Below are 26,627 nucleotides of genomic sequence, written 5' to 3'. Positions count from 1 at the left end.
ACCGAGAGGCAACCATGTTTCAACAAGATTATCTGATGCGCATATTCCTCCAGTTCGCCGAGGCGATCAGGCGCAGTATGGAAAAGGCCAACGGCAAGCTCGATCCCGCTTCAGCTGCCGAAATGCTCGAGACCGCGATTGGCGAGGCGACCGAACTCGATGGGGGCGTGCTCCTTTCGCTTGCGCCCGAATCCATTGCGAGCATCCTCTCGGTTTCGGGGACCGATCCGCGGGTGGTCGAATACATTGCCCGCAGCCTCCTGCTCGAATCGCGCTATCTCGAAGATGCCGGTGATACCGAGCGAGCTGCGCTACGAGCGAGCCAGGCCCGCGCCCTTGCCGATTCGTACGGCATCGATCTTACCGAGGAATCGATTTCGGCAGAGGAATTCGAGACGTTGTTCGAGGAAAGCAAAAAAGGGCTGTAGCGTTCTGCATGCTTCGGGTTTTCGCGCAGGCTTGCGCGCGGCGGAAAACGTGACCCGCTCGAGAACGGCGTTGCAGCGCTCGTTTAAGCTTCAAATGCTTTACGGGACGGTAAAAAAACGCGAAACACGATAAATCATGCACCCAACCGCTTCAGTTTAGTGTAAAGTGGAACAAAGCCCCAGCAATGGGGGCCAAGTGTTGCCGCCATGCAGCACGAAGAGTGACCTTCCCTGGGTAGGGGAAGAGGAAAGAGGAAACAATGGCGGAAGGTACTGTTAAGTGGTTCAACCCGGAAAAAGGCTATGGGTTCATCTCCCAGAACGATGGCGAAGATCTCTTCGTCCACTTCTCTGAGATCAAGATGGACGGGTTCAAGACCCTCGACGAAGGTGCTGCAGTGCAGTTCGACGTCACCACCGGCCAGAATGGCAAGCTCCAGGCGAGCAATGTGACGAAGGCTTAACTTTCGGGTTTGTCTTACATATGCCAGAATCGGCCCCGCAAAAGCGGGGTCGTTTTTTTTCGTCTCGATATCACACGCAGCAAACTTAGATGTGCGCTCGACTGGTTCGCAAGCCGCGTTAGACCTAACCCGCAAAACCCTGGGCAACCTACAACATCTGGGCACATCAGGAGTTTGTTGACGTTTTGGTGTACTGCCAGTCATATACTAATTTTTTATTTCGAATTCGAACCTTCGGCTCGAGGATGGCGCCCTCTTTAGCGAGTGCCGTCGTGGTCGAGGGCTTTGGCATCGAGGCATGAAAGGCAGTTCATGGGGAAAAGTACTCTGGCGCGTACGAATGTGCTCGTATGTCTTGTCGTAGCGACGGGCTTTCTCTTGGTGGCATTTCTCGGTTATCGCGCTAACTACAGCTCATCTGCCCAGGATATAGAAAACCTTTCGCTGCTCGTCTCTGAAGACATCTTCCATCAGCAGTCGGCGATATTCGCGAAACCTGTTATGGCGTCGCGCACGATGGCAGGCGATGTATTTCTCGCCGAATTGCTTGAGCGAGGGGTTGAGACGGGCGAGGATGGGGATTTCACCGAAGAAGTCGTCGGGTACCTCGAGGCATACCATAAGGCGTTCGGCTACGAGTCGGTCTTCCTCGTGTCCGCCGCAACGGCCCGTTACTACAGCTACGCGGGCTACGACCGCACGCTCGTCGAAGGCGATCCTGAAAACGGATGGTACTTCGAGGCGATTGAGAGTACGGAGGATTATCTGCTGGAAGTCGACAACGACCAGGTGACCAACGATGAAATTACCGTATTCGTCAATTGCCGGGTTCTTTCCGAGGAAGGCGATCTTCTGGGCATCGTGGGCGTAGGGGTGCGCACAAGCGAGCTCCAGGCGGTTCTCGCCGATTATGCCGAAACCTTCGATGCCGACGTCTACTTCGTGAGCGAAGACGGCACGATTCAGCTTTCGAGGGATCACGTCGGCTACGACGAGGCGAACCTGTTCGACGTGTACCCCTATGGCGACGATGTACGCGAGTGCGTGCTTTCGCTCGGCGAGGACGAGACGCCGAAGGGCTTCTGGATCGATTCGGCCGAGGGCGTCGCGGTCGACTCGTACATGGTGGTGCGCACGGTACCCGATCTTGACTGGAACCTTGTCGTGGAACGGGATACCGGCGAGCTGCTCGCCGGTCTACAGCAGCGCTTTTTCGAATCGATGCTCATCATCGTCGTAGTCATCGTTGCCATACTCGGTATCATCACGCAGACTATCAGGGCGTTCAATAGGCGAATCGTCGAAGTGACCCGCATGGCCGAAGCCGAGCGACGCACGGCTTTTGAACGCGCTACTGAAGATCTGTTCGAGCACATCTACGAACTCGACATCACGAACAACTGCTCGGCGAACGATGCTACAGAACGCTACTTCGAAAGCCTCGGCGCCCCGAAGGGCACACCGTTTGACAAGGCGCTCGAAATCGTCGCAGAAAAGCAGATTAAAGAAGAATTCCGTCAGGGCTACATCGATACGTTCAGGCCGTCTTCGGTTATGAAGGCGTTCTCTGAGGGACGCGAAATGCTCCAATACGAGTTCTTGATGGCCGATAAAGCGGGCGAGTACTACTGGATGCGCATCACAGCGCGCATCGTGAAGCTCGAAAGCGAGGGAACGGTCCACATGCTTTCGTATCGGCAGAACATCGACGCCGAAAAACGCCAGGAGCGCAAGATGATCGAGCGCGCCGAAACCGACGAGATGACGGGCTTTGCATCCAAGGGCGCAACGGCACGCTATATCGAAGCGCTGCTCTCCGAAAAGCTCGACCGACGTTTCGCACTCTTCATGATCGACATAGACGATTTCAAGCAGGCGAACGACGCGCACGGCCATCAGTTCGGCGATGAGGTTATCGTCGCCTTCTGCGACATCCTGCGCGAACAGTTCGGCAAGGGCGCTGTGCTCGGTCGCGTCGGGGGAGACGAATTTACAGCGTTCGTCGAGATACCCAAAGAAGCGTGGGCGAAAGCGAAGGCTAGCACCCTCATCAGGGCACTCGATGCGACGTGTGAAACCGAGGGGATCGCATGGAAAATGTCGGCCAGCGCGGGCGTGGCGGTGTATCCGGATGACGGAGGCGATTTCGCAACGCTGATCGGAAACGCCGATACGGCCTTGTACCATGCTAAAAAGCTCGGCAAGAACTGTTTCGTCGTATTCGGCGATCTGCGTGCCGAAGGAACCGTGCAAGGGGTTGATCGCCGCTGCGGAAATGCGGGTTACGGGGCTGATCGGGTCATGCGGGTTTCGAGCAGGGGCGAAAGCGCCATTTCCGATAAGGACGTTTCTGACTGAAAAAAGTCGAGTCCTACGCGATGAACATGGCGTCGCCGAACGAGAGCATGCGGTATTTCTGCGCGACCGCGTGCTCGTAGGCGGCTATGATGTTGTCGCGGGTGGAAAACGCGCTGACGAGCATCATGAGTGTCGAGCGCGGCACGTGAAAGTTCGTTACAAGCGCGTCGACCGCATGGAACTCGTATCCGGGAAGGATATAGAGCGATGTCGCCTCGCGGTTTCGCGCTTTAAGCATTCCGGCATCGTCGTCCCATGCGCTTTCCAGGCTGCGCACGCTTGTCGTGCCGACGGCAACGACGCGCCCGCCGCGTGCACGAGTTGCGCTCACCGCATCGACGACGTGCTGGGGCACGGTGTAGAACTCGGTATGGATGCGATGTTGTTCGGGGTCGTCCTCATCGACGATGCGAAACGTGTCGAGTCCGACTTCCAGTTCTACGGTTTCCCAAAAAACGCCCTTTTCTTGCAGTCGCTCGATCAGTTCGGGGGTGAAGTGCAGGCCTGCGGTGGGGGCTGCCGCGGACCGTTCCCGCTTCGAGAACACGGTCTGGTACAGCTCTTCGTCGCCCGCGTAGTTTTTTATGTAGGGGGGAAGCGGCGTATGGCCGACTGCGTGCATTGCCTCGTCAAGCGTAGCGTAGCGCTCAGTTACAAGGCGCACAAGTCGCTCGCCCTTTTCGGCGCTTTCGACCCAATCGACGATCTCGGCGCTCATCGCCACATTGCCTGCAGCATCGGCGAAATCGACGATTGCACCCGGCTTGAGGCGCTTGCCGGGTCTGACGAGCACCTCCCAGAAAGCCGTCTGGTTCGATGGCATGCGGTGATCGGGCGCTTCGTTCGTACTGGCCGATGCGCTGTGGCTGCGCGTACCGTTGTGCTTGGGCGATGCGTCGCTCCCGGATGCGCTGTGGCCGAACGATTCGCGGAGCAAAAACACTTCCGCTGCGCCTCCGGTACCGCGCTTCGCTCCAAGCAGGCGGGCAGGCATGACGCGTGTTTCGTTGGCGACGAGCAGATCGCCGGGCTTCAGGTACTCGTAGATGTCGCGGAAAATGCGATCCTCGATCGCGCCGGTGTTGCGGTCCATCACGAGCAGCTTGCATTCGTCGCGCTTTGCAGCAGGCGCTTGTGCGATGCGCTCTTCGGGAAGGATGTAATCGAAATCGCTCGTTTTCATGCGTTCGGTCTTTCTGATCGGTCTCGGTTCTTTTCACGAAGCTCTTTGAGGATTCGGTGCTTGCGCTCCTGCTTCTCGGCGTAGGCCTTCCGCTCGGCTCGCTTTCTTAAGCGCTCTTCCTCGGCTACAGCCGCCTCGGCAGAACGTTTGAGCTGCTCCGCTTCGCGTGCGGCTTTCCGTGCGGCCTTTCGCTCGCGCCGCTCCGTTTCTGCTTCTGCTTGCGATATCCTGCAGCCGCAATAGTTCTGGCGGTACATGTTGAGCTCGCGGCTTCTGCGCGTCGCCTCGTCGTAAAAGGGGCGGAAATCCTCGAACACGTAGGCGAGCTTGTGAGCCGTCGCTGCCCGTTCGAGCTCCTCTCGAATAACGTCGGTATACTGATAGGGGCTCACCGTGAGCGTGGTGGAGATTCCATCGAAACCATGCGCGCTCGCGTAGCACGCCGTTTCCTCGAGACGCAGGCGATAGCAGGCGCGGCACCGGTCTTCGCGGCTCTTTGCGGCATCTGCGGCAACGGCTCCAACCGTGCGCTCCCACGCCTCGGGATCGTATGGGCCCTCGACGACGGGCAACCCACCCGATGCTGCCCAAGCGCGCAGCGTTTCGGCCCTGCGTGCGTATTCCTCGGCAGGGTGTATGTTCGAATTCATGTATGCGATCGCGATGTCGTGGCCCGCGTGCGCCAAAAGCCTCGTCGGCTCGAGCGAGCAGGGGCCGCAGCACGCGTGGAGTAGTAATTTCATATGCTTCTCGCCAGCTCCTTCAACCTGTCCTATACTACCATGCGAGCATATATGCAACCTGATACCGAAGGATTATTTCATGGAGCAAACACCTTACCGCGCAATCTTCTTCGATCTTGACGGCACGCTTCTGCCGATGGATCTGGGCGAGTTCATGCAGTCGTATTTCGAGCGTCTCGCGGGCTACGTGGCCGCGCACGGCGTCGATCCCGAAACGTTTACCGCAGGTCTCAAGGCGGGCATTAAGGCGATGGCGTCGCACGACGATAGCCGTTTGAATTCCGAGGCGTACTGGGAGGCGTTTTTCACCATCGTTGACGAAGGCGCGGCCGATTGGATTCCGCTGGTGAGCGAGTTCTACGAGCGCGACTTCGGGGAAATCGGCCGAGGCGTTGTGGCTGACCCCGATGCTGCCCGTGCCGTTTCGGCCCTGCGTTCGAAGGGCTACCCGCTCGTGCTCGCCACGATGCCCATGTTCCCGCTCGCCGCTGTGAAATGGCGACTTCGTTGGGCGGGTATCGATCCGAGCGCGTTTTCGCGCATCACCAACTACGAGAACTCGACTTCGGTCAAACCCAAGCTCGCCTACTACGCCGAGAACCTTCGCGCTGCAGGGCTCGACGGCTCAGACGTGCTTATGGTGGGCAATAACACTCTGGAAGACCTCGCGTGCCTCGATCTCGGGATGGACGCCTACCTCGTAACCGATCACCTGCTCGATCCGGCGAAATTCGATCTATCGACGGTGAAGCACTCGCGCATGGCCGCGTTCGCCGACTGGGCGGAGGCGCTGCCCGTGTGCGAGGCACCTGCGGCCGACATCGTGTCGGGGCCCGTTGCGCATGAAGCGTAGGTGACGCATGGCCCTGTTCGATTGCGCGGTCGAGGCGAGAAGCGGTCACGCGCGCGCCCTTTCGTTTGAAACGGCACATGGTACGGCGAAGACGCCCATGTTCATGCCGGTCGGCACGCATGCCACCGTGAAAGGCGTCACAACCGACCAGCTTCGTGATCTAAAAGCCCAGGTCGTACTTGCCAATACCTACCATCTTTCGATGCGCCCGGGAGCCGATCTCATCGCCGAGGCGGGCGGGCTTCACGAGTTTATGCAGTGGGACGGCCCGATCCTCACCGATTCGGGCGGTTTTCAGATATTCTCGCTTGCCGATACGCGCAAGCTCGATGACGATGGCGTAACGCTCCAGTCGATCTACGACGGCGCGAAGATCCGCTGGACGCCCGAGAGCAACATGGACATCCAGCAGAAGCTCGGGGCCGACGTCGTCATGCAACTCGATCAGTGCGCTCCGTATCCGGCAACGCGCGAATTTGTAGAAGGCGCGGTGGACCTCTCCGCCCGCTGGGCTGCGCGATGTCTCGCCGCCCACACGAAAGAGAATCAGGCGCTGTTCGGCATCGTGCAGGGCGGCATGCACCTCGATCTGCGCCTGCAATCGGTCGAGCGCCTGCTTGAGGCGGGCCGTGCAAGCGTCGAGGCGGGCCACAAGGATTTTCAAGGCTTCGGCATTGGCGGCTATTCGGTAGGGGAAGAGCATGATGTGATGTTCGAAACGCTGGGTGAGGTCGCCCGCGCGCTTCCCGAGGACAAACCTCGCTACCTCATGGGGGTGGGAAACCCTACGACGCTCGTGCGAGCTGTGCGCGAAGGCGTCGATATGTTCGATTGTGTGCTGCCTACCCGGACCGCTCGCATGGGCACGGCGTTTTCCTCGACCGGCCGCATGAACATGCGCAACGCGAAATTCGCGCGCGACTTCGGACCGCTCGATCGTGCGTGCACGTGTCCCGTGTGCGCCAAGTATTCGCGCGCCTACCTTCGCCATCTCGTTAAGTCGGGTGAAATGCTCGGCGGTATGCTGCTTTCGGTGCACAACCTCCATTACCTGCTCGACCTCATGCGCCGTGCACGCGAAGCGGTGCTGGCCGATGAGTACGAAGCATTCTACGAGGCGTGGATGGCGTCTTCGGCGGCGAACGATTACTGACAGATAGGCTCAACTTACGCTGAAGCAGCGCGTGAATTCGGCTGCCCGTATGGCTACGGGAATGGACTTGTGGCACAATATGAAGGTTCGTGCGGCAGCATTTCCCTTGCGGATGTGCGCGGGCACAAAAGAAAAACCGAACGATGACTACTGGCACGACAGGAAGAAGACTCGGCATGGCGGCGCAAACGAAGAAAAAGAAGAAGGCATCCACCGATCGGCGCAATATGTGGCTTCTGGTGGTTACGACGCTTCTCGTAGTGGGTTCGATCTTCCTGTTCACACCTCCGGCTGAGAAGATCAACCAAGGGCTCGACATCCAGGGAGGCCTTTCGGTCGTGCTCACCGCAAAGAGCACCGACGGGGGAGAGATCACGGCCGAGGACATGGAGGCGAGTCGCGCTATCATCGAAAGCCGCGTAAACGCCCTCGGTGCTTCCGAGGCGACGGTCCAGGCCCAGGGTACCGACCAGATCCTCGTGCAGATTCCCGGCCTCTCCGATACCGAGGCGGCGCTCAGCACCATCGGCAAGACCGGCCAGCTCGAATTCGCCCGCCTCGATTCGTTCACCGACGAGACGGTGAAGACTCAGATCGAGAACGGCCAGTACATAACCCAGGAAACGTACACCGACGAAGTGGGCAACTCGCTTCCCACCGGCGAGACCACCTACCTTGACGTCGAGCCTGGCACCTATACGCCGCTCGTCACCGGCGGCGACATCACGAACGTGACTATCGACCAGGATACGCAGAACCCGGGCACTTACAAGGTCAACGTTAAGCTTGACAGCGACGGTGCCGCCGCGTTCGCGGACGCCACGAAAGAGCTCGTCACCACCAACGGCAAGATCGTCATCATCCTCGACGGCCAGGTGCAAAGCGCTCCTTCCGTCAATTCCGAAATCCCGAACGGCGAGGTGTCCATCACGGGCAACTACTCGCTCGATGATGCAAAAGAGCTCCAGACCGTGCTCGAGAGCGGCTCGTTGCCTGTGAGCTTCGAATACGCGCAAAGCCAGGTCGTCGGTCCGACGCTCGGCCAGGAAGCGCTGTTCGCAGGCGTGCTCGCCGCTGCGATCGGCCTGATCGTGGTCATGCTCTACCTGCTGTTCTTCTACCGCGGGCTCGGCCTCATCACCGCTGCGGCCATGGCCATCTTCGCGGTCATCTACCTCGGCATCCTCGCCGCCTTGTCCGCGCTCGGCCTGTTTAGCCTCTCCCTTGCGGGCATTGCGGGCATCGTGCTTACCATCGGCATGGCTGCCGACTCGTCGATCCTCACGCTCGAGCGGTTCCGCGAGGAGATCCGCATGGGCCGAAGCGTGCGCGCCTCGTCGATCACCGGCGTGCGGCACGCTATCGTGACCTCGGTCGACGCCGACCTCGTCACGCTTGTGTCGGCGCTCTCGCTGTTCTTCCTCGCCTCGGCTTCGGTCAAGGGCTTCGGCCTCACGCTTGCGCTCGGCATTCTTTGCGACATCGTGATGATGCTCTTGTTCAAAGCTCCGCTCATACGCATTCTCGCGCCGCGCTCCATCGCGAAGCATCCCGGGTTCTGGGGCATCAAAGACAGCCTCGCTGCTGCCGGGGATTATAGAGCGCTTGCTGCTGCCGAGGGCGAAAGCGTCGCCGCCGCCGAAACGGGTGAGGCGCTCGATGCCGAAGAGAGCGAGAAGCTCGCCGAGGCGAAAGACGGCGCCGAGGGTGCGCAGGCTGCCGAAGGCGCACGCAAACCCCGAGGCAAGTTCATCAAGCACGACATCAACTTCCTCGGACATCGCAAGGTGTTCCTCTCGGTGGCAGCCGTGCTCGTGATCGCGTCGTTCGCGATCGTGGGCGTGAAGGGCCTGAACTTCGGCATCGAGTTCGTGGGAGGCACCTCGGTCACGTTCCACAACACGGGCGACGTCACCACCGAGGAGATTCGCTCTGCATTCGATGACGCGGGCGAGCCCGATGCGGTCGTGCAGACCACGACCGCCGAGGGCGATGCGGGCTTCCTCGTTCGCACTACCACGACGAGCGCTGAAGACGCTGCGGCGACGGCCAATCAGGTTGCAGCAGCGCTCGGCCTCGAAAACGAGAGCTTCGAGGTGACGACCATCGGGCCCGACTGGGGGGCGAGCGTCATCCAGTCATCGGTCATCGCGTTTCTCGTGTCGATCATCCTCATCATCATCTATATCGCCATCAGGTTCGAATACAAGATGGGCATTACGGCCATCGTCGCGCTTTTGCACGACCTCGTCCTTGTCATGGGCATCTACGCGCTCGTGGGACGCGAGGTCAACCCGAACACGATTGCGGCGCTGCTCACCATTTTGGGTTATTCGCTCTACGATTCGGTGGTCGTGTTCCACCGCATCAACGACAACATGCAGGATACCGACATCAAGTGCACGTTCATGACGATGGCGAACCATTCGATCAACCAGGTGCTCGTGCGTACGATCAACACGACGCTCACCTCGCTCATACCCGTCATCGCCATGCTCTTGTTCGGCGGCGAGACGTTGAAGGACTTCGCGTTCGCCATGACGATCGGCCTCGTCTGCGGCTCGTACTCCTCGATTGCGGTGGCCGCTCCGCTCTACGCTATGTGGAAGACGCGTGAGCCGCGTTATGCGAAGCTTGCGAAGAAGTACGGTCCCGAGATCGGACGCTTCGAGTTCGCGCATCCGGGCGTTGGGGCTCCGGTGATGGCAACGAAGAAACCCGCGAACGCGAAAGCTGTGGCTGGCAAGGCCGCATCGGGGACCGCATCGCGAAAGGCTTCAAACGGTGCCTCGACTAAAGACGGCGGAGCGCAGGATGCGGCGACAGGGGGTCTTCGAAGCGGCGCAGAACCGGACGGCTCCCAGGGTGCGAAGGGCACCGCGAAGGGCGGCTCGCAAGGTTCGAAGGGTAGCGCGAAGAGCGGCTCCCAGGGCGGTGCGAAGAGCAACCATCACTACCGCAAGAAGAAGCGGTAAGAAACGACTGACTGTGACCAAGCGGGCTTGCGCATGCGGGCCGTTAGGACGGCGTTGCGTTGCGTTGGCAGCGCATCCGCTTTGTACGACTTGAAAGGAGCCGATCATGAGAGAGGGTAGTGCCCCGAACTTCTGCCCGCCCACCGAGGAGGGCATCGTCTTCACGTTCGAGGACGAAGAGGGCGAGCACATCGATCTGGAGTTCCTCGGCTTGATTTTGCACGAGGGCAAGCGCTACGGTTTCTTCTTCCCGGTTGACGAAGACAATCCCGCCTGCTCATCGGGCGAGGTCGTGCTGCTCGAGGTAACTGAACTCGACGAGGAAGACCAACCCGCTGCCTTCGAACTCGTCGAAGACGAGGCGATCGCCGCCGAGGTGTACGAGGATTTCAAGAAGGCCACCGCCGATTTGTACGATTTCGAATAGGGTCTGAATCGCTGCTGTTCGTTTGAGTTTCGCCGACCGTTGAGTCCCAAGGGTCGGCTAACTGAAGCTTTCCGCCAAACCCATAAGCTGTCGGATTCACGCCGCCCGCCAAACCCCATTGGCTGCCAGGCTAAAACCTCCTGCCAAACTCCACTCTCCGTCGAAACTAAGTCGTCCTTCGAGCTTGTGCCGCCCGCCGACCGCGGTTTCGTCGGAAAACCGTCCCAAAATGGCGGCAAACCGTCGCTTTGCGCTGCAAAAAACGCCTCCGATTGCCCCGTCGGCGGCGTTTTGTTAGATGCGGCGAACCGCGATTAGGCGTTTTGGCAAGCCGATTCGCACTCGCAAGCGGCGGAAACCCGTCTGGTCTTCCCAAGCTGCGGTTCCCCGCCATCCGAGGGTCGTTAGGACGCGGAAACCCGCTTATCGGCAAAAAAGGAGCCATGAGCACGTAAGGAAGGCTAGCCGAACAAGGCCCTCTTGGGAATAGTGTTCCCTATGGCAAAGGGATCTTCCAGGGGAGTATTTCGTTTCTCAATTGATCTTTCTTTGCGGACCAATCGCGTTCCGTGGGCCGTGTCCGGATACCGAGCTTCTTGGCTATCGAGGCGGCGATTGCGTCAAGCTCCCTTACATTCTTCACATTCTCGCTTGTGATTCGGAGTGTCTGGAATCCCATGCTGACGAGGGCGGCATGCCTCGACCCATCGTTCGATCGGTTCTTTAGCTCGTCGTGACTCCCGTGTCCATCGTACTCAACGACCAGCTTGGCTTCGGGCCAGAACAAGTCGCAGCGAAATTCGCTTCTTCCCGTCACTTTTCTCGCCGAATCGGACGTGGGTATCCTGAAGTTGAGGTCAGGCAGGGGGAGACCGTAGCCGCCGAGGCGCACGGGAAAGCAAAAGAGCACGACGAGCACGGATTCCATTGGCGACTCGGATCCATCTCTGATATAGCGGAGGGCCTGCCGCGCCGCAGAGGCTCCGTACATGCTGCCGACTTTCGCGGCGAACGAGGCGAGCTCGGCGGCGCTTGTAACTGGATGCACCTGATACACGGTCGGTCGACTGCCAACCGTCCGGCGATAGGTCCCGCAGAGCTCCAATCCGTCGAGCACTTCGAGGGCGAGTGACTGATTGCGTGCTCGCTGGATGAAGCTCAGCTCCGATCGGCAAACGAAGACATCTTCGGCGATCTGGACAAAGGCATTACGGGGGAGTTGTGCGGGCCTGACGTGGCAGCGTACCCGGGCGTTCCTCGTGCGGGCCGCTGCATTTGGTACGAGCACGTGGATCGGTTCAGAGAGAAAAGAAAACCCAGTGTGTATGAGCGTTTCGATCTGCTCGCCGTCTGGCTTGGTGAATGTCGAGGAGTTCTTTCGGAGCGCACCCCCGTGGACGAGTCGCCGCTGCGTCGTGGAGCAGTCGTAGCGCCAGAACTCAAGGGCAGATATGTCGCAGAGGATAATCGTCATGGCGAAAGGCTACCATGGAACAACACTGGAAAGGTTAAAAATTAGTTATTGAACTGGGGGAATACAAAAATCACATGTATACTCTAGGTGTAAAATAGGTAAGGTTGAGGCATCGTAGCTGTAAGGTTTAGGTGCAAAATGTGTAAGGTTTGGTTAATGCCCTGCAAGTTCGGGCTAAGGCTGCTCATTGAACTGCAGGCTCGGGTAAGGCCGCCTGCCGAGGTTTCGTCAGAAAACCGTCCCGAAATGGCGGCGAACCGCTGCTTTGCGCTGCAAAAACGCCTCCGAATGCCCCGTTGTCGGCATTTTGTTAGACTTAGCGAACCGCGATTAGGCGTTTTGGCAAGCCGATTCGCACCCGAAAGCGGCGGAAACCCGTCTGGTCCTCGCAAAGCTGCGGTTCGCCGCCATCCGAGGGCCGTATTCGCGCAAAACCGTGTTATCGATACATTTCGGCATAACGAAGCGACGTCCCGCAGACGTCGGGCGTCCCATTGGCGCCACAGGCCATTTCCCTAGAACTCGATGGGTACCCAGCTGCCGTCTATGTCGCACATCCAGGCTTGGGGTTCTTCGACCGAGAAGAACGTGAGAACGGGATCGTTTTCGTTCTCGTACGTTTCACCGAGGCCGCACATGTGCTCGTAGCCCGCGCGCCTCACATCGGCGTTGGCTTTATCCTCGAGTCCTGCCATGCCGCGTAGGATGATCCAGCCGTGTCCGGGATGCCAGCCGGAAAGCTCGAACTTGGGGTTTGCTTCGAGTTCGCGGTACACGTCTTTGGTTGTGGCGGTGCAGAACCAGATCTTGCCATCCTGCTCGGCTGCGAAGCTGAACGGTCGCACGTGGGGCTGATCTCCCTCGCAGGTGGCGAGATACCAGGCGGGAATGTTGGTGAGATAGTCGAGTACCTGTTCGTTTCCGGTCATGTCGTTCCTTTCTCGGTGAGGCGCTGCGGCGGCAGCTGCCTTGTCGGTAGATCGATCAGCCATGCGGGCTGCGCAGCGCATCGGCGGTCGGTTTTAGTCCGATGGTGCTTGCCGTGCCCAGCGATCAAAGGCGCTCAGCTGCCTTTCGGTCAGCTGAGACGCTTGTCAGTGCGGAATGAAATTTGTCGCGAACACCGCGGCGAGCATGAAGGCGAGCACGACGACAGCGTTGCGGTCGAGCGGACCGTAGCGCAAGGGTTTTAGGCGCGTACGCCCGGGTCCGCCGTGATAGCAGCGTGCATCCATGGCGAGCGACAGCGTTTCCGCATGGCGAAACGCGCTCGTAAACAGCGGTATCATGAGCGACGTCAACATGCGCACACCGCCTTTGAACGGGCCTTGCGAAAACGTTGCGCCTCGGCTTATCTGGGCGCGGTATACCGTTTGCAGCTCGCTTGCGAACTGGGGCAGGAACCTCAGCGCGATGCCCATGATCATCGAGAGCTCGTGGGCGGGCACGCCGATGCGGGCGAAGGGTTTCAAAAGGTACTCGAACGCATCGGTGATGTCGAGCGTGGCGGTGGTGAGCGTAAGCAGGCTCATGCTGAGCAGCAGCAAGAACAAGCGCACAGCGATGAAAGCCGCCTGCACGAGACCCGCTTCGCTGATGCGGATGATCCACCATTCGAAGTATACGGTTCCGCCTTGGACGAAGAATACGTTCAAGAGCGCGGTGAACACGAGGATGAAAGCGAGCGGAGCGATCGATCGTACTGCTTTGGCAAGCGGTATCTTCGCGATGATGAAGAGCGCTGCTGTGAACACCGCGCACACCGCGAGTCCCCAGAACGTCTGGGCGACGAAGATGATCACCATGACCGCGAGCGAAAGCAGTAGCTTCGCGCGCGGGTCCATGCGGTGGATGGGGCTCGATCCCGGCCAGTATTTTCCGAACATGGCTATTTCGGGCACGGCTCCCCATTCCCTTCGCCGGGGGCGTTTGCGGTCGATGCGTCTGCTTTGCTCGCTTCGGACGACGAGGGATGAGACGTCGCAGCGTCGGCTACGCGATCCGCCCCCGCAGGCTCCTCCCCGGCCTTGCGGTATAGCGTCGCGAGTGCATCGGCGAGCGACGCGGTGTCGTAGAGCCTTCCGTTCAGGCCGATGCCGGCATCCTTGAGGTCGTTCGCGAGCTTTTGCGCAGAAGGCACCCCGAGGCCGATTTCCCGTAGTTCGGCGGCATGGGAAAACACCTCTTCGGGTGTGCCGAGCGCGAACGTCGATCCCTCTTTTAAAACGAGGATGCGGTCGCAGTAGCGCGCGAGGTCGTCCATCGTGTGAGAAACCATTACGACGGTGAGGCCGCTTGTATGCAGTTCGGCGATAAGGTTGAGGAAATCGGCGCGCGCTGCGGGATCGAGGCCCGCAACCGGCTCGTCCAAGATGAGCTTCGAAGGCCGCATGGCAAGGACACCTGCAAACGCGACACGCCGCTGCTGGCCGCCCGAGAGCTCGAAGGGGCTCTTCTCGCCGATCTCGTCAAAATCAAGCGACACCTGAGCGAGCGATTCGCGTACGCGCGCATCGACTTCGTCTGACGAAAGCCCCATGTTGCGCGGTCCGAACGCCACATCGTCGTACACGGTCGCCGCAAACAACTGATGCTCGGGATACTGAAACACGACGCCTACGTTGCTGCGAGCCGCCGCTGCCGCCTTCTTGTCGGCGATGTCGATTCCGTCGACGAGCACGCGACCCGAAGTGGGGTGGATGAGGCCGTTCATGTGCTGGATGAGCGTGCTCTTGCCGCTTCCCGTGTGCCCCGCGATGCCGAAGAACTCGCCGTCTTCCAAGGTGAACGTGATATTGCAGAGAGCCCACTGCTTGCCCTCGGGGTTGCCCCAGAGCGGCTTTGGCGTATCGGCTGCGAGGGCGGCTGCCGCGTCGGCGGCGCACGGGGCGATGCCTGAAGCTGATGCGTCGGCGGCGCGCGGGGCGGCATCGGGCGATGGTTCTCCGGCGGAGGCTGCCGACGCATCGGGCGAAGGCGTGAGGGCGGGTTCGCCCGATGCGCGCTTCTTCCCGCGCTTTTTCTTGGCTGGCGCCGAATACGAGTAGCTTACCTGTTCGAAAGCAATTGGCACAGCTCCTCCTTTAGGCTCTTGTCGTCTACATGGGTGGATACGGGTACGCCGCGCTTTTGGAGTTCGCGCGAAAGCTCGCAGGCGAACGGCACGTCGAGGTTCAGATGTTCGAGTCGTTCTGTCTGCGTGAGCACCTCGCCGGGCGTCCCGTCGAGGGCGACCGTGCCCTTGTCGAGCACGACCACGCGGTCGGCGAGGCCCGCCTCTTCCATGAAATGGGTGATCATGACTATGGTCATGCCGCGAGCATTGAGCTCTTTGCACACGCGCATGAGCCCGCGCCTGCCGCGGGGGTCGAGCATGGCGGACGCTTCGTCGAGAATGAGGATTTCGGGGTTCATGGCAAGTACGCCCGCTATGGCCACACGCTGCTTCTGTCCGCCCGAAAGCGCGTTGGTCTCGTGCTTTTCGAAGCCCTGCAACCCCACTTCGTCGAGCGAGAGCGTCACGCGGTCGCGCAGCTCCCGGGTCGGCACGCCGAGATTCTCGGGTCCGAATGCCACATCGTTTTCGATGAGGCTCGCCACAAGCTGATCATCGGGGTTTTGGAACACCATGCCCGCATTGCTGCGGATGAGGTACGTGGCCGTCTCGTCGCGCGTATCGTGTCCGAGTACGGTGACGCTGCCTTCGTCGGGCACGAGCAGCGCGTTGATGTGCTTCGCGAGCGTCGATTTGCCCGACCCGTTGCCGCCGAGGATGCAGACGAACTGCCCTTGGGGAATCGAAAGCTCGATGCCTTCGAGTACGAACGCATCGCCGTCGTAGGTGAAACCGGTATGTTCGAATTCGATCATGCAGCCTGTCTTTCTCTGATGTTCGGGTCCGTTTGCCACGCGGACGCAGCCGGATTACCTGCCTCGAACCTGCTTTTTCTTCGGCGTGATGAGATTTGAGATGCTCTTGTACACGATAAGGGTGAGCACCGAATTCAAAAGCGCTTTGAGCAGGTTGAACGGTGTGAGGATGGGAATGATCATCGCGATGACCGCATCGAGAGGCACGCCGAGCCATGCAGGTGTGATGATGAGGTTCCCAAGGATCGCCCCCACGGTGGCGCACAGCGAACCGACCACGAGGGCGACGACCGCGCCTTTCATGGAGTGCTTTTTCTTGTAGATGAGCGCTGCGGGCAGGATGTAGAAGGTGACGACGATGATGTTCATGACCGCACCTGAGAAATCGCCGAGCATGATGCCGTGGATGATTGCGCCGATGATGCCGACCGAAACGCCCGCAACCGGCCCGTATGCGAAGCCGACGACCATGGCGGGCATCGCTGACGCGTCGTACTTGAGCCAGGTTGCTCCCGGAAGCAACGGAAACTCGATGAAGGAAAGCAGCACGCCGATCGCGCACAGAAGCGCCATCGTTACGAGCTGGCGTGTCTCCCATTTATTCGTGTTGGTAAACTGATAGTCGTTCGCTTGCTCTGCCATACCAAACCCTTTCTCGTGCAGGCCCCAGTCAGGCAGGTGTCGATTCCGGGCCCAGAAAAGAAACGAACCTGTACGAATTCTTCTTCATACAGGCTTCTCGGGTTTGCATGGCCATCGTACAACGACGATGAACCGTACAAGCTCTGCCTCTTCCATCCGGACTATGACCGTTGGTTCTGGAATCTCACCAGAATCAGCCCGCCATCTGCGCTTGCATTTTTCGGAAGCGCGATCTGCGGGGTCGCGGACTCTCGGCTTGGTACTGCTTGCGCAGACCGCCGAATTACCGCCAGTGAGGAATTGCACCTCGCCCTGAAACAGAATTCATGGCACGTATTGTATAGGGATTGCCTTCGCTATGCAATACGTTGTTTCGGGGATATTCCTAGGAGCGAATGTGTAATCTTTGCCCCCCGCGATGACCTGTTGTATGATGGCACGAACGTAGATTAATCGCACCAGGAGCACTTATTATGGCTTTTGATAACGATCCCAGCACTCAAGACGACCAGCCGATCGGCCGCCACGCCGCAGGCAACCATGCCCGCCAGCAGCCCCAATCCACTCAGAGCATGCCGCCCCAAGGCGCGCCGGCACCCCGTCGGCAGCAGACCGGTGCGTTCGCCCCGGTAGTGAATCCGGCCGACGTGCGCCGCTCTGGCAGGGGCGGACGCAAGGGTTCCGGCTCGAACCCGTATATGAATCTCGGTCCGAAGAAGCGCTCGGGTGCCAAGGTCGCCGTCATCGCGGTGCTCGTCATCGTCGTATTTCTCGGGGCTATCGTCGGACTCGAATTCGGGTTGAACGACGGCAAAGTCCATCACGGCATCAAGATAGAGGGCGTCGACATCGGCGGTATGGACAAGGCCGAGGCGACTCAGACGCTTCAGACCGCTCTCGATTCCAAGCTTGCGGGTTCGAGCGTGCGGGTCGTGCCGAGCGACGAGGTTGTCTCCCGTCTCGCCGAAAGCACGGTCAACGACACGAGCGGGGAAGCGCCCGCAGACGGCGAAGCTTCCGGCGAGGGAGAAGCGTCTGGCGAGGGCGAGGGGGCGGATGCTCCTGCCGAATCGGGGGGCGAGGCTCTTGCCTGGTCGTTCTCTGCTGCTGAGCTCGGGGCAACCGTCGATGCCGCAGCGCTCGTAGACGAAGCCATGGGCGTCGGGCGCATCTCGGGTTTCGACGATGCGGTAAGCGGTGCGGGCGAGCGGTTGCAGAGCTGGCTCGGTCAGGTCGACCTTCCTGCCACCGTCGATTTCAGCGAAGAGGCGCTTCAAACCGCGCTGCAGACGATCGATGACACCATCGGAGTCAACATGGTGAACTGCGGCATCACGATAAACGCCGACGGCGTCGCAGCGGTGACGGCGGGGAGAGTGGGCGAGAGGGTCGATGCCGAGGCGTTCGCACCTAAGGCGACTAAGATGCTGCTCGGCGAGCAGACGACCTCGTTCGAGGTTCCGATGACCGATATCCCGCTCGACATCGATTCGGACGAGGCTCAGACCGTCGCCGATTCCATCACCTCCGCCATCGCCGATCCCGTCACGTTTGCCTACGGCGATGATTCGTGGCAGATATGGGCTCCCATGCTCGGCGAGTGGACTGCGGTTGCCGTCGAGGGCGAGGGCGACGCGGCGAAACTCGTACCCTCCATCGACGCGGCAAAAGCCTACGACGGCCTGCAGGGCCAGATGGGTTCGGTCGGCTACGGTAGCGCGGGCAATGCGACGTTCGACGTGTCGAGCGGAACCCCCGTCATTACGGGAGGCACGATGGGTATCGGTCCCGACATCAAAACAGGCGTCCATACGCTTGGCGACATGCTCTACGGCGGGGCCGAGGCGGGCGATCGGACGATCGTGCTCGAGGAAGCGGAAGTGGAGCCCGAGATCACGGCCGATGATGCAGCGAACATGGGTGTGGTCGAACTCATCACCTCCTACAAGCTCGGGTACGGTTCGAACGGCGGCACGAACCGCGAATACAACATCGAACTGTGCCTCGATACGCTCAACGGCTCCCTGATCGCCCCCGGCCAGAACTGGAACTGGAACGACATCGTGGGCAACTGCGACGAAGCGGCGGGCTACAAGGAAGCCAACGTCATCGTGAACAACAAGTACGAGAAATCTTCGGGCGGCGGTATCTGCAACGTGGCGACGGGCGTGTTCAATGCCGCATACGAAGCGGGCCTGCCCATCGTCGAGCGCTCGAACCACAGTCTGTATCAGCCGAACTATCCCCTCGGCCGCGATGCGGCGGTATCGTGGGAGTATCCGACGCTCATTTTCACGAACGATACCGACCACTACATCCTCGTGACCGCCGAGTACGACGGCGTCGACATGACGATCAGCATCTGGGGTACGAGTCCGCACCGCACGGTTGAAAGTGTGAACAGCGATTGGTCGGGCAGCGACGACGAGGGCAAATCGATCACGAACTATCGTACCGTCAAGGATGCCGACGGCAACGTGATCAGCGAGGATTCGTTCCCCTCGTATTTCCCGCCCGTTCCGAAAGACGATGAGGCTTAAAAAGGCGAAGCTGTGTATCGAGACGGCTTCGGGTCGGTTGCGGTCAGATGAAGATATGCTGGTCGCATGCCCGATCCGTCTCCTTTCGGCTACACTAATCCGATTATGATCGAATTACTCACTACCGTTGACAGCTTTGTGTGGGGACCGGCGATGATTGCCCTTCTCCTCGGAAGCCACCTGTTCCTCACCGTGCGGACGGGCTTCATTCAACGCAAGCTCCCGCTGGCCATCAAGCTCTCGTTCACCTCCGATGCGAACGCCGAAGGCGACATCTCGCATTTCGGTGCGCTCGCCACCGCGCTCGCAGCCACTATCGGCACCGGCTCGATCGTCGGCGTGGCAACGGCGATCCTTGCCGGGGGCCCGGGAGCTGTGTTCTGGATGTGGCTTACCGGCGTATTCGGTATTGCCACCAAGTACTCCGAAGTGTTCGCCGCCATCAAGTACCGCGTGAAGGACCACAAAGGCGAGATGCTCGGCGGTGCCATGTACATCTGGGAGCGCGCGTTCTCGAAAGGCACCGAGAAGACTCCCTGGTGGGCGCATGTGGGGGCAGTGGCATTCGCGGCTTTCGCCGCCATTGCCGCTATCGGAACCGGATCAGCCGTCCAGGCTTCGGCGATGGCGGGCATCATCTCGTCAAACATCCCTCAGATTCCCGTGTGGATTCTCGGCATCGTCATCGTTGTGTTGGTATCCGCGGTCATCTTCGGGGGCGTGGAATCGATCTCGAAGGTGTGCGAGAAGCTCGTGCCGGTCATGGCCGTTGCCTATGCGCTCGGTTGCATCGTTATCCTCGTGCTCAACGCCCCGTATCTGGGCGATGCGATCGGCCTCATATTCGAATGCGCATTCACCTCGAAGGCCGCGTTCGGCGGGGCTGTGGGTTCGGGGCTCATGATGGCGCTCCAATTCGGATGCGCCCGCGGCCTGTTCTCGAACGAGTCGGGCTTGGGCTCGGCACCTATCGTCGCCTCGGCTGCCGCCACCCGAAACCCCGCCCAGCAAGCGCTCGTGGCCATGACGGGCACGTTTTGGTCGACGGTGGTCATCTGCGCGCTCACCGGTGTCGTGCTCGTATCGACGATGGTCGCAAACCCCGAGATCCAAGCCCAGATTCTCGCAAGTCCCACGATCTTCACCGGCGCGCAGCTTGCGAGTACGGCCTTTGCCAACATTCCCTTGTTCGGTACACCCATACTCGTGGTCGGTATGGTCACGTTCGCCTATACAACCATTCTCGGCTGGTCATATTACGGCAATCGCTGCATCACCTACCTGTTCGGCATGAAAGCCATCCTTCCGTATCAAATCCTCTACGTTGCCGTTGCGTTTCTCGGAGCCATCGGGGTAGGGGATGTGGTGTGGACCATATCCGACATCGGCAACGCGCTTATGGCCGTTCCCAACATCGTCGTCGTACTGCTTCTTTCGGGCCTTGTTGCCCGCGAAACGCGCCATTACGTCTACGAAGGCAATCTCAACGAGATCGATGAGACGCCCATCCCCGTTCTCGAGGGCAAGTAGGACGGCAGCGCTTCGGTGCCCTAGGCTCGCTCGCCCGCCTGGCAGCCGTTCCCCCTGCTATGTCGCCGTTCCCCCTGAGAATGGGGGTTAATTTCGCAGTTGTTAACAAACTCGCGCAGACGCACTCGCTATAATGGGCGACATTGCTTTAGCGCGGAAAAGTGCTCATACCGAAACGGCATTGGCACGTGCCGTGAAGGCGGTATCGAAAATCGGTTTCGGCATCGGCTCTCTTCGCGTTTTTGAGGGAAACACTCGAAGAGAAAGGGGGCTGCATGGACATCGTTCAGCTTATCAACGATATCGACGCAGCGGTATGGGGACCTCCCATGATCATCCTGCTTCTGGGATCGCATCTGTTCCTGACGTTTCGGACCGGATTCATCCAACGGAAGCTTCCGAAGGCCATCAAGCTTTCGGTGACGAAAGATCCTGATGCGGAAGGCGACATCAGCCAGTTCGGCGCTTTGACTACGGCGCTTTCGGCCACCATCGGTACCGGTAACATCGTGGGCGTTGCTACGGCGATCCTTGCGGGCGGTCCGGGCGCGGTACTGTGGATGTGGCTCACCGGCGTGTTCGGCATCGCTACGAAGTACTCCGAGACCTACGCAGCAGTTAAATACCGTGTGAAGGACCATAACGGCAACATGCTTGGTGGCGCGATGTACGCGTGGCGCCGCGCGTTCGAGAAGGATGGCAAGGCGCCGTGGTGGGCGCTCATCGGCGCAGGCGCATTCGCCCTGTTCGCAGCCATTGCCTCGTTCGGCATCGGCTCGGCGGTCCAGTCGAGCGCCATGACCGGCATCATCACCTCGAACATGCCCGGCGTTCCCGCGTGGGGCATCGGCCTCGCCATCGTGATCATGGTTTCCATCGTCATCTTCGGCGGCATCAAGATCATATCGAAGGTGTGCGAGAAACTCATTCCGTTCATGGCGATAGCCTATGCGTGGGGCTGCATCGTGATCATCGGTATGAACTGGGATTTCGTCTGGCCCGCCATCTGCCTGATCTGCGAGAGTGCATTCACGGCCAAAGCGGCCTTCGGCGGCGCTGTGGGCTCGGGCTTGATGATGGCGCTTCAGTTCGGGTGCGCCCGCGGTTTGTTCTCCAACGAATCGGGCATGGGTTCGGCTCCCATCGTCGCGTCGGCGGCGACCACGCGCAACCCCGCCCGCCAGGCGCTCGTTTCGATGACCGGCACGTTCTGGGATACCGTCATCATCTGCGCGCTTACGGGCATCGTGCTTGTATCCACAATGCTCGCGAATCCTGGCATCATGGAATCGGGCCAGATCAGCGCTGGCGCTGATCTCACGAGCGCGGCGTTTGCAAGCATTCCCTACATCGGCACGCCCATCCTCGTGTTCGGCATGGTGCTCTTCGCGTACACGACCATCCTCGGCTGGTCGTACTACGGCAACCGCTGCATCACCTACCTGTTCGGCAAGCGCGCTATTCGTCCGTACCAGGTGCTCTACGTGATCGTGGCGTTCCTCGGTGCGATCGGCATCGGAGATTTGGTGTGGACCATCTCCGACATCACCAACGCGCTCATGGCTGTGCCCAACATCATCGTCGTGCTGCTGCTTTCGGGTCTCATCGCCCGCGAAACCAAGCACTACGTATGGGAAGACAATCTCATGGAGAAGGACGAGACGCCCATCCCCATCCTCGAGAACAAGTAGCGAGCTTCCCTCAATCGCAAGCGCTTTCGTCGTCGGCCGCAGGAATTCGATCCCGCGGCCGACGTGCGTTTTCTGGGCGTTTGGCGGTCCGCACCTGCTCTTCCGAAGCTTTGTCGCCGGAGCCGTTTGCCCGAGCTCCGACCGCCCTCGCTGCGGCAACGGGCAGGCGGTTGGCCGCATGACGACGTCGGCCCGAAGGCGGTTCGTTCACGCGATGTCCGCCAAGGCCCGCTAAACGACATTTGCGTTATACAGAAATCGAATAAAGCCTGTTCGCAGATTGCTAATCCAAAAAAAGAACTGAAAAATGTCGTTTAGCGGCGGTTGACGGACAGCGGAAACGCGATCCTCGCGCCGGCCGCCCTTACCAAAAATCGTCCAGATGGGCGATTTTTGGCAAGGCTGCGCGCGCTGTTCCGGCCGCTTCGAAAAGCCGCGGGTATCGTGCCAGCTCAGACAATAGGCGGTGCAGGGTCCGCCGATTATCCTCGCCAAAGATCATCCATATGGACGGTTTTTGGCACCCGCACTCGCACTCCGCTGCGAAATCGGGTTTGGCGTTCGTCCGCTCGTAGCGCCGATGCGTCTCGCCGCTCGTACCGTCGCCCTATCTTCCCAGCTAGATCGCTCGCTACCATTCCCGGTATGAGTATCCTCAAGCAAGCTTAAATAGGGGTATTACCTCGATTCGTATGATCGCGTCTGCAACAATTCATAGCGGCCATGGTAAGGCGCGTTTTGCGCAGGCCCTAAGCTCCATCGTGTCCGCGAAACGTGGACGCACGGTTCGAGTTGCACGGGCGAATCCCGTGCGCAAGAGGCGAGAGGAGCGTTATGCCGATGAAAAAGGAATGGAAACGCGTTCAAGATGATGGCACCACCATCTTCAGAACTTGTGCGTGGTCTCCTCCGGGCGAGCACCCCGTGGGGTGGGGTATGGAGTTGACGGTCGATGCCGATGGCAACCTCATCAAGGTCGAGGGAGACAAGGAGCATCCGATTTACCAGGGGCGTCTGAACGCTACGGGACTCGATCTGGTCGAGTACGTGAACCACCCCGATCGGATCATCTATCCCATGAAGCGCGCCCGCGAAGATCGCGGCAAAGACAAATGGGAACGCATTACGTGGGAAGAGGCCTACGACATCATCGAGGAGAACGTCAAGGACATCAAGGCGAAGTACGGCGCACGCTCCATCATGGTGCACGGCGGAACGGGCCGCGAGGCGGTCATGTACAGCTACCCGCTCGCATTCTCCGTACTGCAAACCCCGAACTACTGCTATTCGCAGTCAGGGTGGTCGTGCTACGGCCCCCGAACGACGGTATCGGACTTCATTTTGGGTGCCGGGTACCCTGAGATCGATTACGCGGGCTTCTTCGAGCAGCGCTACGACGATCCGCAGTACGTCGTACCCGATTACATCGTGTGCTGGGGCAAGGCTCCGCTTGCATCGAACCCCGACGGCTTGCACGGCCATGCGCTCGTGGATCTCATGAAGCGCGGTACGAGGATCATCTGCATCGATCCGCGCGTCACCTGGCTCGGTTGCCGCGAGGGCAATTGGACGATTCAGATCAAGCCTCAGACCGACACGTGCTTGGCGCTCGGTCTCATCAACATCATCGTCAAAGAAGATCTCTACGATCACGATTTTGTCGAGAACTGGTGCTACGGCTTCGAGGAGCTCGCCGAACGCGCCGCCGAGTTCCCGGTAGAGTACGTGTCCGAGGTGACGTGGATCCCCGAGGATCAGATTTTGGAGCTTGCCCGCTACCTCGGTACGCATCATCCGGGCGCCATGGCGTGGGGCCTTGCCATCGACCAGCAGTCCAACGGCATCCAGGCGGGACACGCCATCCTCGCGCTTGCGGCTATCACGGGCAACCTCGACGTTCCCGGCGGACTTACGGTCGGCGCGCCCAACAGCTTCATGGGCAAGTGGCGCATGGACAGCCGCCAGTTCGTCGCCGAAGAGGATTGGGCGCAGCGCATTGGGGCAGAGGAGTACCCTGCGCTTGCGTATACCCATGCGACGACCCATCCCGACGTTACGCTTGACGTGCTCGAGACGGGCGATCCGTACGAGATCCATATGAGCTGGTTCAATTCCACGAACCTGATCGCTCCCACCAATTCTGCGCAGCCGCATCGCTGGTATGAAGCCCTTAAAAAGGTCGACTTCGCGGTGTGTACCGACCTGTTCATGACCCCGACCGCCATGGCGTTCGCCGACGTTTTCCTGCCGCTTTCGGCCTTCCCCGAGCACGACGGCATCGTGCTTCCTCACTACGGGCGCAATTCGGTGTTCTTGGGCTGCATGAACAAAGCGTCGAAGCGCGGCGAGTGCAAGTCGGACCTCGAAATCGATCTCGAGCTGGGCAAGCGTCTGAACCCAGCGGGGTGGCCCTACGATTCGGTCGAGGACTTCTTCGATTCGCTGCTCGTGCCCGAATACGGTTTCACGTTCGACGATCTGCGCCAGATCGGCTGCTATCAGCCGAGCTACACCTACAAGAAGTACGAGAAGGGCATGCTGCGTCCCGACGGCGAGCCCGGGTTCAACACCGTCACCGGCAAGGTGGAGCTGTACTCCATCGTGTACGAGGCGTGGGGCGAGGACCCGCTGCCGTACTTCGAGAAACCCCGATGGGACGAGACGAGCCACCCGGAACTTGCCGAGGAATATCCGCTTATCATGACCACCGGCGCCCGCGACTACGCGTCGTTCCACTCCGAGCATCGCCAGCTGGCTCAGATGCGCGAGATCACGCCGTGGCCCGTTGTCGAAATCCATCCGGAAACCGCTGCACGCTACGGCATCGAAGAGGGCGATTGGGTGGAGATCGCAAGCCCGTTCGGCAAGGCGCGCGAGAAGGCCCACATCACCGGCATCATCGATCCGCGCGTTGTGCATACTCGTCACGGCTGGTGGTACCCCGAGCAGGATGGCGAAGAACCCAACCTGTTCGGCGTGTGGAAATCCAACGTGAACGAGCTGCTTCCGCACAAGGAGATCGGCAAACTCGGGTTCGGTGCTCCCTACAAGGGCGTGATGTGCGATATCAAAAAAGTTGACGGACTGAGCGATTAGACGAAAGGGGAAGCAGATGAGCAAGGATTTTGCACTGCTTGTTGATTACAAATACTGCTCCGGGTGCCATAGCTGCGAAGTCGCCTGTAAGAACGAACATGATTTCGATATAGGTATGTACGGGATAAAGCTCCTCGAAACGGAGCCGATGAAAATCGCCGAAGGTGCGGTCGATGCATGGGATTGGATCTACCTTCCGGTTCCGACGGCGCTCTGCGACCACTGCGCCTCTCGTCTGGAAGAGGGCAAGGAGCCGACCTGTGTGAAGCACTGCCAGTCGTTCTGTTTGGAATACGGCAGTTTGGAATACATGCAAAAGCGCGCGGCTGAACTGGATCACAAGGTCGCCGTGTATCTGCCATAAACGAGAACGGAGGAATGCCATGACGATTGACGAGTTGCTCGAGCTCGACGACGACGCCCAGATCGAGTTTCTGAACGGCCAGCTCGACGAAGGCAAAACGGTGGACGAGATATGCACCGATCTCTCGACGACCCGTATGGATATGGCTCGCGTCGGGTTTTTCGTGGTGAAGAACCGCTTCATGCTGAAGCCGACCCGCGGGTATGCGCGTACGAAACCGACCAAGCTCGGCTGATCGTTCGCCGTACTGTTAAAACGTGCGCTGCGTCGGGTTGCGAAAGCCGGACGCAGCGCATCCAAAAATCCAGGATGAAAGGTATATACTTACCATGTGTTTTAGACCAGCTGACGCATCCGCTGCAGGGCCATCCGCGTGCCCGAGCTGCGGCAAGACCATCCAGAGCATGGGTGGCATCGCTTTGAAGAAATGTCCGTTTTGCGGGGTGGAGTTCCCCGAGGCGCCCGCATCGCCCAAACCGGCTGCATCGGCATCGCCTGCGGCTCCATCCGCTCCGAAGGCCCCCGGTGCCCCTGCGGCGCCGTCGGCTCCAAAAGACCCTCGGTAGGGTGGCGACGAGGGAATTCTGATAGGGGGAAGCTATGTGCGGGTATTCGTGTACTGGATGCGGCGAATGCAAAGGCACGGGAAAACGCAAGCAAATCGTTCCACGGGGATTGTGCCAACGCTGCAACACCTTGAACGGGCCTCGCGCCCAGGTGTGCTCCTCGTGCGGAGCGAGGCTTTCCCCGAAGCAGGAGCTCGAAAAGCGCCACTCTGTATAACGTGGCGCGAGCTTCGTCATCAATGCTATCTGCTTCAATCGATTGGAAGGGGA

General features: G+C 59.8%; 22 protein-coding genes and 1 riboswitch. Of the genes, 14 read left to right on the top strand and 8 right to left on the bottom strand.

Annotated elements, in window-relative coordinates:
* The first annotated feature begins 14 nt into the window (after positions 1-14).
* The 3 genes from FJE54_RS15150 to FJE54_RS15140 all read left to right on the top strand — a co-directional run bounded on the left by FJE54_RS15150 (position 15) and on the right by FJE54_RS15140 (position 3,250).
* Entirely contained in the window at positions 15-428 is a 414-nt protein-coding gene (locus FJE54_RS15150; protein WP_139653619.1) for a hypothetical protein, read from the top strand.
* A gap of 260 nt (positions 429-688) precedes the next feature.
* Complete coding sequence (locus FJE54_RS15145; RefSeq protein WP_102375198.1) at positions 689-892, top strand: cold-shock protein; 204 nt, start codon at positions 689-691, stop codon at positions 890-892.
* A 312-nt stretch (positions 893-1,204) separates the two neighbouring features.
* Positions 1,205-3,250 carry a sensor domain-containing diguanylate cyclase gene (locus FJE54_RS15140; protein ID WP_139653618.1) on the top strand — a complete coding sequence of 682 codons (2,046 nt, stop codon included), beginning with the start codon at positions 1,205-1,207 and terminating at the stop codon, positions 3,248-3,250.
* A 13-nt stretch (positions 3,251-3,263) separates the two neighbouring features.
* On the opposite strand, the gene queA is transcribed toward FJE54_RS15140, so the two are convergent.
* Positions 3,264-4,433, bottom strand: a complete 1,170-nt coding sequence (gene queA / locus FJE54_RS15135; RefSeq protein ID WP_139653617.1) for a tRNA preQ1(34) S-adenosylmethionine ribosyltransferase-isomerase QueA — start codon at positions 4,431-4,433, stop codon at positions 3,264-3,266.
* The gene (locus FJE54_RS15130; protein WP_139653616.1) at positions 4,430-5,176 is read right to left on the bottom strand and encodes an epoxyqueuosine reductase QueH; all 747 of its coding nucleotides are present in this window, start codon (positions 5,174-5,176) and stop codon (positions 4,430-4,432) included. The genes queA and FJE54_RS15130 overlap by 4 nt, the downstream gene beginning before the upstream one ends.
* A 79-nt stretch (positions 5,177-5,255) precedes the next feature.
* On the opposite strand from FJE54_RS15130, the gene FJE54_RS15125 reads away from it, so the two are divergent.
* The 4 genes from FJE54_RS15125 to FJE54_RS15110 all read left to right on the top strand — a co-directional run bounded on the left by FJE54_RS15125 (position 5,256) and on the right by FJE54_RS15110 (position 10,584).
* Positions 5,256-6,029 carry an HAD family hydrolase gene (locus tag FJE54_RS15125; protein WP_139653615.1) on the top strand — a complete coding sequence of 258 codons (774 nt, stop codon included), beginning with the start codon at positions 5,256-5,258 and terminating at the stop codon, positions 6,027-6,029.
* 7 nt (positions 6,030-6,036) lie between these two features.
* Positions 6,037-7,182, top strand: coding sequence for a tRNA guanosine(34) transglycosylase Tgt (gene tgt, locus FJE54_RS15120; protein ID WP_139653614.1), 1,146 nt, complete (start codon positions 6,037-6,039; stop codon positions 7,180-7,182).
* A 176-nt stretch (positions 7,183-7,358) separates the two neighbouring features.
* Positions 7,359-10,157 (top strand): protein translocase subunit SecD, encoded by a 2,799-nt coding sequence (secD, locus tag FJE54_RS15115; RefSeq protein ID WP_139653613.1) that lies wholly within the window; start codon positions 7,359-7,361, stop codon positions 10,155-10,157.
* Between the two features lie 106 nt (positions 10,158-10,263).
* Positions 10,264-10,584 (top strand): DUF1292 domain-containing protein, encoded by a 321-nt coding sequence (locus FJE54_RS15110; RefSeq protein WP_139653612.1) that lies wholly within the window; start codon positions 10,264-10,266, stop codon positions 10,582-10,584.
* A gap of 496 nt (positions 10,585-11,080) precedes the next feature.
* Here FJE54_RS15110 and FJE54_RS15105 read toward each other — a convergent pair whose 3' ends face one another.
* The 6 genes from FJE54_RS15105 to FJE54_RS15080 form a co-directional block, all read right to left on the bottom strand.
* Positions 11,081-12,058 (bottom strand): endonuclease domain-containing protein, encoded by a 978-nt coding sequence (locus FJE54_RS15105; protein WP_139653611.1) that lies wholly within the window; start codon positions 12,056-12,058, stop codon positions 11,081-11,083.
* Between the two features lie 515 nt (positions 12,059-12,573).
* On the bottom strand, positions 12,574-12,987 hold the full coding sequence (locus tag FJE54_RS15100; protein ID WP_139653610.1) for a pyridoxamine 5'-phosphate oxidase family protein: 414 nt from the start codon (positions 12,985-12,987) through the stop codon (positions 12,574-12,576).
* Positions 12,988-13,152: 165 nt separating this feature from the next.
* Complete coding sequence (locus FJE54_RS15095) at positions 13,153-13,959, bottom strand: energy-coupling factor transporter transmembrane component T family protein (protein ID WP_139653609.1); 807 nt, start codon at positions 13,957-13,959, stop codon at positions 13,153-13,155.
* Entirely contained in the window at positions 13,947-15,131 is a 1,185-nt protein-coding gene (locus FJE54_RS15090; protein ID WP_255467459.1) for an energy-coupling factor transporter ATPase, read from the bottom strand. Before FJE54_RS15090 ends, FJE54_RS15095 begins: the two co-directional genes overlap by 13 nt.
* Positions 15,107-15,928 (bottom strand): energy-coupling factor transporter ATPase, encoded by an 822-nt coding sequence (locus FJE54_RS15085; protein ID WP_139653608.1) that lies wholly within the window; start codon positions 15,926-15,928, stop codon positions 15,107-15,109. The genes FJE54_RS15090 and FJE54_RS15085 overlap by 25 nt, the downstream gene beginning before the upstream one ends.
* A 54-nt stretch (positions 15,929-15,982) precedes the next feature.
* Positions 15,983-16,570 carry an ECF transporter S component gene (locus tag FJE54_RS15080; RefSeq protein ID WP_139653607.1) on the bottom strand — a complete coding sequence of 196 codons (588 nt, stop codon included), beginning with the start codon at positions 16,568-16,570 and terminating at the stop codon, positions 15,983-15,985.
* A gap of 140 nt (positions 16,571-16,710) precedes the next feature.
* Positions 16,711-16,894, bottom strand: a riboswitch (FMN riboswitch).
* 149 nt (positions 16,895-17,043) lie between these two features.
* Between FJE54_RS15080 and FJE54_RS15075 the strand changes: the two genes are divergently transcribed.
* The 7 genes from FJE54_RS15075 to FJE54_RS15045 all read left to right on the top strand — a co-directional run bounded on the left by FJE54_RS15075 (position 17,044) and on the right by FJE54_RS15045 (position 26,357).
* Positions 17,044-19,110, top strand: a complete 2,067-nt coding sequence (locus tag FJE54_RS15075; RefSeq protein WP_139653606.1) for a VanW family protein — start codon at positions 17,044-17,046, stop codon at positions 19,108-19,110.
* A gap of 105 nt (positions 19,111-19,215) precedes the next feature.
* Complete coding sequence (locus FJE54_RS15070) at positions 19,216-20,640, top strand: alanine/glycine:cation symporter family protein (RefSeq protein ID WP_139653848.1); 1,425 nt, start codon at positions 19,216-19,218, stop codon at positions 20,638-20,640.
* A gap of 275 nt (positions 20,641-20,915) precedes the next feature.
* Positions 20,916-22,331 carry an alanine/glycine:cation symporter family protein gene (locus tag FJE54_RS15065; protein ID WP_139653605.1) on the top strand — a complete coding sequence of 472 codons (1,416 nt, stop codon included), beginning with the start codon at positions 20,916-20,918 and terminating at the stop codon, positions 22,329-22,331.
* Between the two features lie 840 nt (positions 22,332-23,171).
* A complete protein-coding gene (locus FJE54_RS15060) occupies positions 23,172-25,427 on the top strand; it encodes a molybdopterin-dependent oxidoreductase (protein WP_139653604.1) in 2,256 nt (751 codons plus the stop codon).
* Between the two features lie 16 nt (positions 25,428-25,443).
* Positions 25,444-25,791, top strand: coding sequence for a 4Fe-4S dicluster domain-containing protein (locus tag FJE54_RS15055; protein WP_139653603.1), 348 nt, complete (start codon positions 25,444-25,446; stop codon positions 25,789-25,791).
* Between the two features lie 19 nt (positions 25,792-25,810).
* The gene (locus FJE54_RS15050) at positions 25,811-26,026 is read left to right on the top strand and encodes a hypothetical protein (protein WP_139653602.1); all 216 of its coding nucleotides are present in this window, start codon (positions 25,811-25,813) and stop codon (positions 26,024-26,026) included.
* A gap of 94 nt (positions 26,027-26,120) precedes the next feature.
* The gene (locus FJE54_RS15045; RefSeq protein ID WP_139653601.1) at positions 26,121-26,357 is read left to right on the top strand and encodes a hypothetical protein; all 237 of its coding nucleotides are present in this window, start codon (positions 26,121-26,123) and stop codon (positions 26,355-26,357) included.
* Positions 26,358-26,627 lie beyond the last annotated feature (270 nt).

Source organism: Raoultibacter phocaeensis, assembly GCF_901411515.1.
Taxonomy (GTDB): Bacteria; Actinomycetota; Coriobacteriia; order Coriobacteriales; family Eggerthellaceae; genus Raoultibacter; species Raoultibacter phocaeensis.
This window is presented reverse-complemented; position numbering and strand designations above follow the sequence as displayed.

Coding starts and splice junctions, on each gene's coding strand:
- FJE54_RS15150 (WP_139653619.1), top strand. CDS start 15: ATGTTTCAACAAGATTATCTGATGCGCATATTCCTCCAGTTCGCCGAG.
- FJE54_RS15145 (WP_102375198.1), top strand. CDS start 689: ATGGCGGAAGGTACTGTTAAGTGGTTCAACCCGGAAAAAGGCTATGGG.
- FJE54_RS15140 (WP_139653618.1), top strand. CDS start 1,205: ATGGGGAAAAGTACTCTGGCGCGTACGAATGTGCTCGTATGTCTTGTC.
- queA (WP_139653617.1), bottom strand. CDS start 4,433: ATGAAAACGAGCGATTTCGATTACATCCTTCCCGAAGAGCGCATCGCA.
- FJE54_RS15130 (WP_139653616.1), bottom strand. CDS start 5,176: ATGAAATTACTACTCCACGCGTGCTGCGGCCCCTGCTCGCTCGAGCCG.
- FJE54_RS15125 (WP_139653615.1), top strand. CDS start 5,256: ATGGAGCAAACACCTTACCGCGCAATCTTCTTCGATCTTGACGGCACG.
- tgt (WP_139653614.1), top strand. CDS start 6,037: ATGGCCCTGTTCGATTGCGCGGTCGAGGCGAGAAGCGGTCACGCGCGC.
- secD (WP_139653613.1), top strand. CDS start 7,359: ATGGCGGCGCAAACGAAGAAAAAGAAGAAGGCATCCACCGATCGGCGC.
- FJE54_RS15110 (WP_139653612.1), top strand. CDS start 10,264: ATGAGAGAGGGTAGTGCCCCGAACTTCTGCCCGCCCACCGAGGAGGGC.
- FJE54_RS15105 (WP_139653611.1), bottom strand. CDS start 12,058: ATGACGATTATCCTCTGCGACATATCTGCCCTTGAGTTCTGGCGCTAC.
- FJE54_RS15100 (WP_139653610.1), bottom strand. CDS start 12,987: ATGACCGGAAACGAACAGGTACTCGACTATCTCACCAACATTCCCGCC.
- FJE54_RS15085 (WP_139653608.1), bottom strand. CDS start 15,928: ATGATCGAATTCGAACATACCGGTTTCACCTACGACGGCGATGCGTTC.
- FJE54_RS15080 (WP_139653607.1), bottom strand. CDS start 16,570: ATGGCAGAGCAAGCGAACGACTATCAGTTTACCAACACGAATAAATGG.
- FJE54_RS15075 (WP_139653606.1), top strand. CDS start 17,044: ATGGCTTTTGATAACGATCCCAGCACTCAAGACGACCAGCCGATCGGC.
- FJE54_RS15070 (WP_139653848.1), top strand. CDS start 19,216: ATGATCGAATTACTCACTACCGTTGACAGCTTTGTGTGGGGACCGGCG.
- FJE54_RS15065 (WP_139653605.1), top strand. CDS start 20,916: ATGGACATCGTTCAGCTTATCAACGATATCGACGCAGCGGTATGGGGA.
- FJE54_RS15060 (WP_139653604.1), top strand. CDS start 23,172: ATGAAAAAGGAATGGAAACGCGTTCAAGATGATGGCACCACCATCTTC.
- FJE54_RS15055 (WP_139653603.1), top strand. CDS start 25,444: ATGAGCAAGGATTTTGCACTGCTTGTTGATTACAAATACTGCTCCGGG.
- FJE54_RS15050 (WP_139653602.1), top strand. CDS start 25,811: ATGACGATTGACGAGTTGCTCGAGCTCGACGACGACGCCCAGATCGAG.
- FJE54_RS15045 (WP_139653601.1), top strand. CDS start 26,121: ATGTGTTTTAGACCAGCTGACGCATCCGCTGCAGGGCCATCCGCGTGC.